This is a genomic window from Pseudomonas sp. SZ57, assembly GCF_009495975.1.
In the GTDB taxonomy this organism is placed as follows: domain Bacteria; phylum Pseudomonadota; class Gammaproteobacteria; order Pseudomonadales; family Pseudomonadaceae; genus Aquipseudomonas; species Aquipseudomonas syringae.
Map to the genome: position 1 here is coordinate 94,652 of NZ_WIBD01000028.1, position 12,076 is coordinate 106,727.

General features: G+C 60.8%; 14 protein-coding genes. 2 read left to right on the forward strand and 12 right to left on the reverse strand.

What is annotated here, in order from left to right:
* Window positions 1-3 precede the first annotated feature (3 nt).
* The 5 genes from metW to GE543_RS22760 form a co-directional block, all read right to left on the reverse strand.
* Entirely contained in the window at window positions 4-624 is a 621-nt protein-coding gene (gene metW, locus GE543_RS22735) for a methionine biosynthesis protein MetW (protein WP_003316724.1), read from the reverse strand.
* Between the two features lie 7 nt (window positions 625-631).
* Window positions 632-1,771 carry a homoserine O-acetyltransferase gene (locus tag GE543_RS22740; RefSeq protein WP_003316725.1) on the reverse strand — a complete coding sequence of 380 codons (1,140 nt, stop codon included), beginning with the start codon at window positions 1,769-1,771 and terminating at the stop codon, window positions 632-634.
* Window positions 1,772-2,037: 266 nt separating this feature from the next.
* Window positions 2,038-2,628 (reverse strand): YggT family protein, encoded by a 591-nt coding sequence (locus GE543_RS22750; RefSeq protein ID WP_003345162.1) that lies wholly within the window; start codon window positions 2,626-2,628, stop codon window positions 2,038-2,040.
* 25 nt (window positions 2,629-2,653) lie between these two features.
* Window positions 2,654-3,472 (reverse strand): pyrroline-5-carboxylate reductase, encoded by an 819-nt coding sequence (proC, locus tag GE543_RS22755; RefSeq protein ID WP_153222434.1) that lies wholly within the window; start codon window positions 3,470-3,472, stop codon window positions 2,654-2,656.
* A 21-nt stretch (window positions 3,473-3,493) separates the two neighbouring features.
* Window positions 3,494-4,180, reverse strand: coding sequence for a YggS family pyridoxal phosphate-dependent enzyme (locus GE543_RS22760; protein ID WP_153222435.1), 687 nt, complete (start codon window positions 4,178-4,180; stop codon window positions 3,494-3,496).
* 55 nt (window positions 4,181-4,235) lie between these two features.
* Between GE543_RS22760 and GE543_RS22765 the strand changes: the two genes are divergently transcribed.
* A complete protein-coding gene (locus tag GE543_RS22765) occupies window positions 4,236-5,270 on the forward strand; it encodes a type IV pilus twitching motility protein PilT (protein ID WP_003404551.1) in 1,035 nt (344 codons plus the stop codon).
* Window positions 5,271-5,364: 94 nt separating this feature from the next.
* Here the strand turns inward: GE543_RS22765 and GE543_RS22770 are convergent, their stop codons facing one another.
* Window positions 5,365-6,042, reverse strand: a complete 678-nt coding sequence (locus GE543_RS22770) for a C40 family peptidase (RefSeq protein WP_103696645.1) — start codon at window positions 6,040-6,042, stop codon at window positions 5,365-5,367.
* A 250-nt stretch (window positions 6,043-6,292) separates the two neighbouring features.
* Here GE543_RS22770 and GE543_RS22775 point away from each other — a divergent pair, with 250 nt between their 5' ends.
* Window positions 6,293-6,697 carry a TM2 domain-containing protein gene (locus GE543_RS22775; RefSeq protein ID WP_003345171.1) on the forward strand — a complete coding sequence of 135 codons (405 nt, stop codon included), beginning with the start codon at window positions 6,293-6,295 and terminating at the stop codon, window positions 6,695-6,697.
* Between the two features lie 283 nt (window positions 6,698-6,980).
* Here GE543_RS22775 and GE543_RS22785 read toward each other — a convergent pair whose 3' ends face one another.
* From GE543_RS22785 to GE543_RS22810, 6 genes are all read right to left on the reverse strand, one after another.
* The gene (locus tag GE543_RS22785; protein WP_003366140.1) at window positions 6,981-8,252 is read right to left on the reverse strand and encodes a dihydroorotase; all 1,272 of its coding nucleotides are present in this window, start codon (window positions 8,250-8,252) and stop codon (window positions 6,981-6,983) included.
* The gene (locus tag GE543_RS22790; RefSeq protein ID WP_003316734.1) at window positions 8,249-9,253 is read right to left on the reverse strand and encodes an aspartate carbamoyltransferase catalytic subunit; all 1,005 of its coding nucleotides are present in this window, start codon (window positions 9,251-9,253) and stop codon (window positions 8,249-8,251) included. The genes GE543_RS22785 and GE543_RS22790 overlap by 4 nt, the downstream gene beginning before the upstream one ends.
* A 12-nt stretch (window positions 9,254-9,265) precedes the next feature.
* Window positions 9,266-9,778, reverse strand: coding sequence for a bifunctional pyr operon transcriptional regulator/uracil phosphoribosyltransferase PyrR (pyrR, locus tag GE543_RS22795; protein ID WP_004409370.1), 513 nt, complete (start codon window positions 9,776-9,778; stop codon window positions 9,266-9,268).
* A 256-nt stretch (window positions 9,779-10,034) separates the two neighbouring features.
* The gene (ruvX, locus tag GE543_RS22800) at window positions 10,035-10,475 is read right to left on the reverse strand and encodes a Holliday junction resolvase RuvX (RefSeq protein ID WP_002551734.1); all 441 of its coding nucleotides are present in this window, start codon (window positions 10,473-10,475) and stop codon (window positions 10,035-10,037) included.
* Complete coding sequence (locus GE543_RS22805) at window positions 10,475-11,047, reverse strand: YqgE/AlgH family protein (RefSeq protein WP_046236031.1); 573 nt, start codon at window positions 11,045-11,047, stop codon at window positions 10,475-10,477. The genes ruvX and GE543_RS22805 overlap by 1 nt, the downstream gene beginning before the upstream one ends.
* 75 nt (window positions 11,048-11,122) lie before the next feature.
* Entirely contained in the window at window positions 11,123-12,025 is a 903-nt protein-coding gene (locus tag GE543_RS22810) for an energy transducer TonB (RefSeq protein ID WP_003316738.1), read from the reverse strand.
* Between the last annotated feature and the right edge of the window lie 51 nt (window positions 12,026-12,076).

Below are 12,076 nucleotides of genomic sequence, written 5' to 3' on the forward strand. Positions count from 1 at the left end.
CGGTTAAACGGCAATCCTGTGGTCTGTCAGCCCGGGGCTGGTGACGCGGTAGATGCCGATCTCGCCGAGCAGATTGGGCCAGAGCTTGCTGGCCCAGCCATGACGGTGCTGCTGATCGACCGCCAGCCTGTCGAGCACCTGCGCATCGCGCTCGCGGCACAGCTCTTCGAAGTCGCCGAAGGTGCAGAAGTGAATGTTCGGCGTGTTGTACCAGGTATACGGCAGGAATTCGGACACCGGCATGCGGCCCTTGCTCGCCAGGTACCAGCGGCAGCGCCAGTGACCGAAATTGGGGAAGGTGATGATGCACTGGCGACCGACGCGCAGCATCTCGTCGAGGATTCGGTCCGGGTAATGCACCGCTTGCAGGGCCTGGGTCATGACCACGACGTCGAAACTGTTGCTGGCAAAGTTGCCCAGCCCCTTGTCGAGGTCCTGCTCGATGACGTTGATGCCCTTGGCGACGCACTCGGCAATGTTGGCCGCGTCGTTTTCCAGTCCGTAGCCGGTGACCTGCTTGTGGTCACGCAGCCAGGTCAGCAATTCGCCGTCACCGCAGCCCAGGTCGAGCACGCGGCTGCCCGCGGGAATCCATTCCTGAATGATTTCCAGATCGGCTCTCATGGCGTCCTCACAACGAAATTCGGTTCATGTAATTACCGAAAGCCTGCAAGTAGCGCGGAATCGGGATCAGAAAGGCGTCGTGGCCCTGCGGTGCGTCGATTTCCAGGTAACAGACGTCCTTGCGCGCGGCCATCAGCGCGTCCACCAGTTCCCGCGAGCGGGCCGGCGAGAAGCGCCAGTCGGTGGTGAACGACATCACGCAGAATTTGGCTGTGGCGTTGGCGAAGGTCTTGGCCAGGTCGTCATTGAAGTTCGCCGCAGGATCGAAGTAATCCAGTGCCTTGGTCATCAACAGGTAGGTATTGGCGTCGAAACGCCCGGAAAACTCTTCACCCTGATAGCGCAGATAGCTTTCGACCTGGAACTCGACACTGTGGAAGTCGTAGTTGAGTTTTTCGCTCTTCAAGCCACGGCCGAATTTCTCGCCCATCGAGTCATCCGACAGGTAGGTGATGTGCCCGACCATCCGCGCCAGCATCAGGCCGCGTTTGGGGATGACGCCGCGCTCCTGGAACGAACCACCGTGAAATTCCGGGTCGGTGAGAATGGCCTGGCGCGCCACCTCGTTGAACGCGATGTTCTGTGCCGACAGCTTGGGTGCCGAGGCAATTGCCAGGCAGTGGCGCACGCGGTGCGGATAGCTGATGGTCCATTGCAGCGCCTGCATGCCGCCCAGGCTGCCGCCAATCACCGCAGCCCAGGTGTCGATACCGAGCAGGTCGGCCAGCCGGGCCTGGCTGTTGACCCAGTCTTCCACGGTCACCACCGGGAAGTTGGCGCCGAACGGCTTGCCGGTGTCCGGGTCAATGCTGCTCGGCCCGGTCGAACCGTTGCAACCGCCCAGATTGTTCAGGCTGACGACGAAGAATTTTTGGGTGTCGATAGGCTTGCCGGGACCGATACAGCTGTCCCACCAACCGGGTTTGCGGTCATCGGCGCTGTGGAAGCCAGCGGCATGATGATGCCCGGACAGCGCATGACAGATCAGCACGGCATTGCTGCGTGCGGCGTTGAGTTGACCGTAGGTTTCGTAAATCAGGTCATAGGCTGGCAACGAACGACCGCAGGCCAGCGCCAGAGGCTCGCTGAAATGCGCCGTTTGCGGTGTGACCAGTCCGACAGAATCGTGGGGGAATACCGTGGGCATCGACCCTGCTCTCGCGTGAATGAGGCGTAAGTCTAAAGACCGCGGGGTGCAGCGGCAATAAGGGATATTGTGAGACGTAAATCAACGGCACGATAGTTAAGGCTGTTGTAGGAGCGAACTTGTTCGCGAAGGCGTTGCTTGGGTCGATATATCCTCTTTGGATGTACCTACCCCTTCGCGAACAAGTTCGCTCCTACGGCCTACGGCCAGAATCAAAAGCGGACTTGTGTGTAACGTCGAGCATTGGAACGTGGCAACAATAGTGCTTACATCAACAGCCGCAGCACATCCGGCATGCCGCTCATGGCGGCGAGGTTGTTGATGACCAGCATGTCCAGCAGCTTGAGTACCAGGAATGCGAGGATCGGCGAGATGTCCAGGCCGCCCAGGTTCGGGACGATCTTGCGGAACGGTGCCAGTGCCGGTTCGCAGATCTGGTTGACCAGTTCCGCGCCAGGGTTATGGCTGCCCGGTGCGACCCACGACAGAATCACGCTGATGATCAGGGCAAAGAAGAAGATCTTCAGGAACAGCGCGGTGACGCTGATGATCGACCACAGCAGAAGGTGCAGCGGGTCGCCCGTGGTGCCGAACATCAGCAGCAGGGTCAGGGCCATCAGGATCATCTGCACGATGATCGCCAGCACCAGCGACGACATGTCCAGCCCGAACAGGCTGGGGATGATGCGCCGCAGCGGCTTGAGCAGCGGTTGGGTGGCGCGCACGATGAACTGGCACAGCGGGTTGTAGAAGTTGGCCCGTACCAGTTGCAGGACAAAGCGCAACAGCACGATCAGCAGGTAAAGACTGCCAAGCGTCTGCAGGACGTAAATTGCAGCGGTGTTCAATCCGATCATCGATCTGCTCCAGAAAACCCGAAAATTATTTGCCCAGTTGTTCAGCCAGCTCGGCTGCACGATGGTCTGCGGCAGTCAGTGCCGTTTCCACCAGTGCCTCGAAGCCGCCCGCCTGAAATGCCTTGATAGCCGCCTCGGTGGTCCCGCCCGACGAAGTGACACGACGACGCAGCTCGCCCGCGCCTGCATCACTGCCCGTCGCGATCAAGGCCGAGCCCAGCGCTGTTTGCAGGGTCAGCTTTTTAGCGATGTCCTCCGGCAGACCCAGTTTCACGCCTGCCGCGGTCATCGCTTCCATCATCAGAAAGAAATACGCCGGGCCACTGCCGGACACTGCCGTGACAGCGTCCATGTGTTTTTCCTGCTCGACCCAGACCGCGATGCCGACCGCGGCCAATAACGCCTCGGCCTGCTCACGCTGCTCTGGCGTGACGTTGTCGGTCGCGTACAGCCCGCTGGCACCCTGACGCAGCAGCGAGGGGGTATTGGGCATGCAGCGCACCACCGGCTGCTCGCCCAGCCATTGCGTCAGGCTGGCGCAGGTGATGCCGGCCGCGACCGAAACAATCAGCTGGTGAGGTTCGAGACTGGACTTCAAGGCCTGACAGACGTTTTTCATCATCTGCGGCTTGACCGCCAGTACCACCACGTCGGCGCCATTGATGGCGTCGGCGTTGTCGGCGAATACCTGGATGCCGTGATCGTTGGCGATGCGCTCGCGGGTTTCGGCACCCGGCGCACTGGCACTGATCAGTGCCGCCTCCACGCCTTGGGCGCGCAGGCCGCCGATCAGGCTGGCGGCCATGTTTCCGGCACCGACGAAGGCAATACGGGTCTTGCTCATGAAGGGGTCCTTATGAAGAGGTTATGGCTGGCCATAGTCGCGGGCGCCAAAAAGAGCCGTGCCGATGCGCACCCAGGTCGCGCCTTGTGCAATGGCGGCTTCCAGGTCGTGGCTCATGCCCATGGAAAGTGTGTCGAGCGACAGGTTCAACTGCTCCTGCAGCACGCGCACTGCGGCGAAGGATGCGTCCTGCGCCGCAGGATCGTCTGTGGGCTCGGGTATGGCCATCAGGCCGCGCAATCTGAGTCGCGGCAGCGCGATGATGGCAGCGGCCAGCGCAGGCAGGTCCTGAGGCGTACAGCCCGACTTGCTGTCTTCACCACTGACGTTCACCTGAATGCAGATGTTCAGCGGTTCAAGCGCTTCGGGGCGTTGCTCGGACAGGCGTTGAGCGATTTTCAGGCGGTCCACGGAATGTACCCAGTCGAAGTTCTCGGCGATAGCTCGCGTCTTGTTCGATTGAATGGGGCCGATGAAGTGCCAGCACAAGGGCAGGTCGCTCAGTTCGAGCTGTTTGCCCAGGGCTTCCTGTAAATAATTTTCGCCAAAATCGCGCAAACCTGCGGTGTAAGCTTCACGCAGGTCACTGGCGGGCTTGGTTTTACTCACTGCCAGCAGGCCGACGGACGCCGGATCGCGCTCAGCGGCAAGCGCTGCGTCGCGAATTCGCTGTTCGAGCGTTGAAATGTTCGCTGCTATCGTGGACATTGATTTGCGCCAGCAGGGCTAAAGTCTGCGGCATTCTATGTGATTGAGGAGCTGTATGGATATTACCGAGCTGCTGGCCTTCAGTGCCAAACAGGGCGCGTCGGACTTGCACCTCTCTGCAGGTCTGCCGCCGATGATCCGCGTCGACGGCGATGTACGGCGTATCAACCTGCCCCCGCTGGACGCGAAGGAGGTCAAGGCGCTGATCTACGACATCATGAACGACAAGCAACGCCAGGACTTCGAAGAGCGGCTGGAAACCGACTTTTCCTTCGAAGTACCGGGCGTGGCGCGGTTTCGGGTCAACGCCTTCAACCAGAACCGCGGTGCCGGCGCGGTCTTCCGGACCATTCCCTCGAAAATCCTGAGCATGGAAGACTTGGGCATGGGCAATGTGTTTCGGAAGATTACCGACGTGGCGCGCGGCCTGATTCTGGTTACCGGGCCGACCGGCTCAGGCAAGTCGACCACCCTGGCGGCGATGATCGACTACCTGAACAACAACAAGCATCACCACATACTGACCATCGAGGACCCGATCGAATTCGTCCACGAGTCGAAGAAGTGTCTGGTCAACCAGCGCGAGGTGCACCGCGACACGCTGGGCTTCTCGGAGGCGCTGCGCTCGGCGTTGCGTGAAGACCCGGACGTGATTCTGGTCGGTGAAATGCGTGACCTGGAGACCATCCGCCTGGCGCTGACCGCCGCTGAAACCGGCCACCTGGTATTCGGCACGCTGCACACTACGTCAGCGGCCAAGACCATCGACCGGATCGTCGACGTGTTTCCGGCTCAGGAAAAATCGATGATTCGCTCGATGCTCTCCGAATCGCTGCACGCCGTGGTCTCGCAGGCGTTGCTCAAGAAGGTCGGCGGCGGACGCGTGGCGGCGCACGAAATCATGATGGGCACCCCGGCGATCCGTAACCTGATTCGCGAGGACAAGGTGGCGCAGATGTATTCGTCGATCCAGACGGGCGGCTCGATGGGCATGCAGACGCTGGACATGTGCCTGGCCGATCTGGTGAAGAAGGGGCTGATCACCCGCGAAAGCGCACGCGAACGCGCCAAGGTGCCGGACAACTTCTGATCGCAGGGATGCTGCAGGAACGAAAAAGGGGTCTTGAACGCGTTCAAGACCCCTTTTTCAGATGCGGCTTGCAGACCGCGGATTCAGGCCAGGATCAGCGCTGAACCACACGCATTTGCCCTGGTTGCTTGGGCAACACACGCTTGGCGATCTTGTAGTGGCTGTTCCAATACGGTTTGTTCAGCGTATCGACAGTTACGGCCTTGCCACGGCGCGGCGCATGAACGAACTTGTTATCGCCCAGGTAAATGGCGACGTGGTTGATGTTGCGGCTCTTGATGTTGAAGAACAGCAGATCACCGGGTTTCAGGTCCTTGCGATCCACCGTCTGACCGTGACCCTGGGCCATGGCATTGGAGGTGCGTGGCAGGTCGACCTCACGGACATCCGTGTAGGCGTATTTGACCAGTCCGCTGCAGTCCAGGCCTTTGCCGGGCGTGGTGCCGCCCCAGCGATAAGGCGTGCCCACAGCCTGCAAGGCGCGTTTTACAACGGCGCTGCCTTGCTTGGCGGGGGCAGGAGCCTGCAAGGCCGCGACTTTCCTGGCGTTCTTGCGTGAAAGCGGCTTCTGGACAGCGCTGGTAGCGCCGTACTGAGTTCGGGTAGTGGTGGCTTCCTGGGGTGCATTGCGAGTCGCGAGTGCCGGTGAAGAGTGGCTTTTGGCGGTGTAGCCCGAGAAGCTCGCAGGAAGTTGTTGCTCACGATTGGTGGCGTGGGCGGCCAGAGGCATAAATAGGCAAATGGTTAGCCATGTCTTGAAAAAAGGACGCATTCGGCAGGGCTCATGGTGGTCAGCGCGCAACTTTATAACAGCTTTTTCAAAAAAACTGACCCCATTTGTCGAGCGCATCACAGTGGCATCATTGCGTTTTATGCGACAGACTCTTTCTTTTTTCGGGCTAATCCCTTTAGCGACAAGGGCTTGGCGGCATTAAACCGCCTCATGTGCCATACGTCGGAATAGGGAAACCAAGTCACAATTTTGTTATGTATTTTTTTCTATCAGCGCAAAGAGGGCAAAAATGAACGCCTATCGTTCAGACACACACAGCAAGGTCATGGGCTACCTGATGTGGATTTTCGGGTTCCTGGGAGCGCATCGCTTCTACTACGGCAAGCCGGTCACCGGGACCATCTGGTTCTTCACATTCGGTCTGTTTGGCATCGGCTGGCTGATCGACCTGTTCCTGATCCCGTCGATGGACCGTGACGCCGACCTGCGCTTTACACCTGGCTCCACCGACTACAGCGTGGCGTGGGTGCTGTTGACCTTCCTCGGCCTGTTCGGTGTGCACCGCATGTACCAGGGCAAGTGGATCACCGGGATCATCTACCTGTTTACCGGCGGGTTGTTTCTGGTCGGCATCCTCTATGACTTCTGGACATTGAATGACCAGATCTCGATGAAGAACGCCCGACGCGGGTGAGGCTTGGGGCGAGGGGCTGACGCAGAGCGCGGCCCGAACACCTATCGTTCCTCACGCTCTGCTTAGGAATGCCTGTCGTGACGCTCCGCGTCACAACTCTGCGCCGCGCCGCATGCTCAAGACCGGACGCAGAGCGTCCAGAACGGCATGCCGACGCGGAGCGTCGCACGGTAGTCGAAACCCTTCGCGAACAAGTTCGCTCCCACGGCCTTCGGCCAGAATCAAAAGCGGACTTGTGTATAACGATGAGCGCTCTGTGCGGGAGCGAGAGCCCGGAGCGGGCTCAACGGCTGTAGCTGATCCGTCCATCCACCAGTGTGTAGCGTACCGAGCCCGGCAGACAGTGGCCGATGAAGGGGCAGTTTTCGCCTTTTGACAGCCAGGTCTCGCCTGCAACCGTCGAGGCGGCCGGGTCGAACAGGACGATGTCGGCCGGCGCTCCTGCGCTCAGCTTGCCGGCCGGCAGGCGCAGCGCGGCGGCAGGGCCGCTGCTCAGGCGGGCGATCAGGGTCGGCAGGTCCAGCAGGCCGTCATCCACCAGCGTCATGGCCAGCGGCAGCAGCAGTTCGACGCTGCTGATGCCCGGCTCCGTAGCACCAAACGGTGCCAGCTTGGCATCGCGTTCGTGCGGCTGGTGATGGCTGGAAATCGCCTGGATGACACCGCTCTTCACTGCTTCACGCAGGCCATCGCGGTCAGCGCGGGTGCGCAGTGGCGGCTGCACGTGATAGAGGCTGGAGAAGTCGATCAGCGCCTCGTCAGTCAGAATCAACTGATACAGCGCGACATCCGCCGTCACCGGCAGGCCGCGCGCCTGCGCCTGGGCGATCAGCGCCGCGCCACGTGCACTGGTCAGCTGGCTGAAGTGCGCGCGTACACCGCTCTGTTCGACCAGCAACAGGTCGCGAGCCAGCGCCACGGTCTCGGCCGTCTCGGGAATGCCCGCCAGGCCCAGGAAGCTGGCCGTCGGACCATCGTGCGCCAGACCGCCTTCGGCCAGATCACGATCCTGCGAGTTGAAAATCACCGTCAGGTCAAAGGTCGCCGCATATTCCAGCGCCCGGCACAGCGTACGGGTGTTGCTGAAGCTGCTCAGGCCGTTGCCGAAGGCCACGCAGCCTGCGTCGCGCAGGGCGATCAGTTCTGCCAGCTGTTCGCCTTCCAGGCCCTTGCTCAGCGCCCCGATGGGGAACACCTTGCTGAACCCGGCCTCACGGGCGCGATCCAGGATCAGCTCGGCCACTGCCGAGGTGTCGAGCACCGGCTTGGTACGTGGCGGGCAGCACAGGCTGGTCACGCCGCCTGCCACCGCCGCGCGGGTTTCGCTGGCGATGCTGCCCTTGCGACTGTAGCCAGGCTCGCGCAGGGATACGTTGAGGTCGACCAGGCCCGGTGCTGCAACCAGCCCGGTAGCGTCGATGGTCTGGGTGGGCTCGAAACCCGCCGGTGCCGAACCGATGGCGCTGAGTTTGCCTGCTTCGAGGTGCAGGTCAGTGATTTGATCCAGCCCGCTGACCGGGTCGATGACGCGAGCGCCGAGGATGCTGAGCTTCACTGGGCGTTCTCCTGTTCGAATTGGCGTTGTGCGTTCTGTCCGCTCATGGCCATGGACAGCACCGCCATGCGGATCGCGATACCGTAAGTCACTTGATTGAGAATCACCGAATGCGCGCCGTCGGCCACTGCCGATTCGATTTCCACGCCGCGGTTGATCGGGCCGGGGTGCATGACTATCGCATCCGGCTTCGCGGCTTCCAGACGCGCAGTGGTCAGGCCGAACAGGCGATAGAACTCGCCTTCGCTGGGCAGCAGGCCACCGGTCATGCGTTCGCGCTGCAGACGCAGCATGATGACCACGTCCACGTCCTTCAAACCTTCGTTGAGGTCGGTGTAGACCTTGACCCCGTATTGTTCGACGCCCACCGGCAGCAGGGTTTTCGGTCCGATCACGCGGATGTCCGGGCAGCCCAGCGCCTTGAGCGCAAGCATATTGGAGCGTGCCACCCGTGAATGCAGGATGTCACCGACGATGGCCACCGACAGGTTCTCGAAACCGCCCTTGTGACGGCGGATGGTCAGCATGTCGAGCATGCCCTGGGTCGGGTGAGCATGGCGGCCGTCGCCGCCGTTGATGATCGCGACGTCCGGGCAGACGTGCTCGGCAATGAAGTGCGCCGCACCTGAGTCCGCGTGGCGCACGACGAACATGTCGGCGGCCATCGCTTCGAGGTTGCGCAGGGTGTCGAACAGCGTTTCACCCTTGCTGGTGGACGAGGTCGAGACGTTCAGCGTGATCACGTCGGCTGACAGGCGCTGGGCCGCCAGTTCAAACGTGGTGCGGGTGCGCGTGGAGTTCTCGAAGAACACGTTGCACACCGTCTTGCCGCGCAACAACGGGACTTTCTTGACCGCCCGGGCGCCGACTTCGAGGAACGAGTCGGCCGTGTCGAGAATTTCGGTAAGCAGCTCGCGGGGCAAGCCGTCCAGAGACAGGAAATGGCGCAGCTGGCCCAAGTGGTTGAGCTGCAGCGGGCGCTTGGCGTCGAGAGGCGTCATCGCAATGGACTCTTAAAGGGCGGTGGAGAGGTCTTGAAGTTCGAGCGCCAGCGGCTCGGGGCCGGACAGCTTGATGCGTTCATTCGGTGCCAGCGACAGAGTGGCGCCGACCACGTTCGGACGTACCGGCAGTTCACCGGCGTCCAGGTCCAGCAGGCAGACCAGCGTGACACTGGCCGGGCGGCCGTAATCGAACAGTTCGTTGAGTGCGGCGCGGACGGTACGGCCGCTCATCAGCACGTCATCGATCAGCACCAGGTGCTGGCCTTCGATCTCGAACGGCAGTTCAGAAGGGCGCACTTGAGGGTGCAGGCCGTTCTGGCTGAAATCATCGCGATAGAACGAAACGTCCAGCGTGCCCAGCGGAGCGGGGTCGTTCAATGCCTTGAGCAGCGCCTGGGCAACCCAGACACCGCCAGTGCGGATGCCGATGAAACGAGGGTCGCTGATGCCGCGCTTGCTCAGGTGAGCGTTCAGGTCAGTGGCCATCTGACGAATCAGTTCGGCGGGATCGGGCAGGCTCATATTTGCTCCTTTGAGGCTCGGGCAGCGTCCTTCCCAGACTGTGTAAAAAACTACTGCGCTTGGCAATACTGCGTTAAAAACAGGCGAAAAATGCTCATTTAGAACACCTAGAGTCGGTCGCGACCCCGGCCGTTTTCGCCTGTTTTTGCCTTGTCTTGCCTTCGCTCGTGACGTTTTTACACAGTCTGGTCCGTGGCGCGATGCTCAAGCGATAACGTGGAATCCGGGTATCTCGAAGCGATAAAGGCAGAAAAAGTCACACATTCAACAGTTCGGGGTGCTCATCCAGCCAGCCTTGCAGCAACAGCGCAGCGGCAATGGCGTCCACCGGATTGTCGCGATAGCTGCCTTTCTGGCCGCCGCGCGCCATGCGCTCGCCCTTGGCTTCGAAGGTGGTCAGGCGTTCATCATGGGTGTAGACCGTTACACCAAAGCGTCCGTTGAGCTTGCGCGAAAACTTTTCCGCGCGCGCGCTCATGTCGCTGGGCGTGCCGTCCATGTTCAACGGCAGACCCACCACGATCGCATCAGGTTTCCATTCGTTGATCAGCGCCTGGACCTTGTCCCAGTCCGGCACGCCATTCTGCGCCTTGAGCGTACAGAGTTCACGTGCCTGGCCGGTAATCGCCTGGCCGACCGCAACGCCGATCTGTTTGGTGCCGTAATCAATGCCCAGCAGCAGCCGTAAGGCGGCCATCAAGCGTGCCCCGCCTGGGTCGAGATCAGGTTGAGGTTGATGCCCAGGCGTCTGGCGGCAGCATCCAGACGCTGCTCGCTGTCGACATCGAACAGGATGGCCGGGTCGAACGAACAGGTCAGCCAGGCATTGTCGGCCATTTCAGCGTCCAGTTGACCGGCGTCCCAGCCCGCGTAACCCAGGGTGATCACATTTTGATCAGGCCCGTAGCCATCGGCGATGGAGAACAGCACATCCTGAGAGGTCGACAAGGAAATCCCGCCCGGAAGATTGACCGTCGCCTGAAAGTTCTGGCCGCTGGGATGCAGCACAAAGCCGCGATCGGTCTGCACCGGCCCGCCGGTATGAATGACGATGTCCTGGCAGTGTCTCGGTGCCGGAAGTTCCGGTCGCAGTTGTTCGAGCACATCGGCCAGGGTCAGGCTTTGCGGGCGGTTGATCACCAGCCCCATGGCGCCATTGGCGTTGTGCTCGACAATGTAGGTCAAGGTCTGAGCAAAGTTCTCATCGTGCATGTGAGGCATGGCGATGAGGAAATGATGCTTGAGATAACTCGGAGAGACTTTTTTCATGAGCCCTAGTTTGGCGTTGCCTTGCCCGGCTGACAACTGACACGTTTGGGTGTCGGGCGTCAGCTGGCAAAAAGTTCAGTTGCTTGACAGCTTGTCTCCGCGTGCAAATTTCCAGGTGCGAATGATCTCCAGTCGATCGATATCCGCCAGATCGCCGGTGAACGGCGCAAAAGGCGCCGCCAGACGCACGATCCGCTGTGCGGCCTGATCCAGCAAAGGCTGTCCTGAAGATTCGAGCACCAGCACTTCATACAACGAGCCGTCCCGATTGATTGACACAAGAAGTCGCAAATTACCGTAGATCTGCTTGCGCCGTGCTTCCTCAGGATAGTTCAGGTTTCCGACCCGCTCGACCTTCTTGCGCCAGTCATCCTTGTACCAGGCACCTTTGTCGCGCATGGTCGAGGCCGCATTGAGGCGGTGGATCTTCGGGCGCTTGGCGTAGAGCTGCTGTTCGGTCGACAGTTCGGCTTCCAGGCTGGCAATTTCGTTGCTCAGTTCCGAGCTGTCGAAGGTCGGTGCGGCCTTGGTGGTGGGCTCGGGCTTGACCTCATCGCGCTTGGCAACGGTTTTCTGCTGACTGGGCGCGGTGGTCGCGACGGCGGTCTTCGGTGCTTCCTGTTTGACCACCGGCTTGCTGGCCGGGGGCGGCGTGACCTTGTTGACCTTGGTGTCCTGATAGGGCGCCAGCTCAGTGGTCTTGAGCGTTTCGGCCTTGTCCAGAGTGCCGCTGCCCTGCTGATCGTCTTGCGCCAGAAAGTCAGCCTGTTTGGGCTTTTCTTCGCTTTTGAAGCTGGCCAGGGTGATTTCCAGCGTCTGCGAGATCTGCTCCGGCTTTACATAGGTGAAGCCCACGCCAAGGATCACCGCGAGGTGAATCAGCGCCGCGATCATCATGGTAAAACCCAGGCGATCGGCAGGGCGCACACCGGCGTTGGCGAGTTCCAGGGGGAGGTCGTTGTTGGCCATCGATGTCATTGGCGGTTCAGCATCTCGTCAGCCTGCATGTCAAAATCCGTGTCGTGTTAC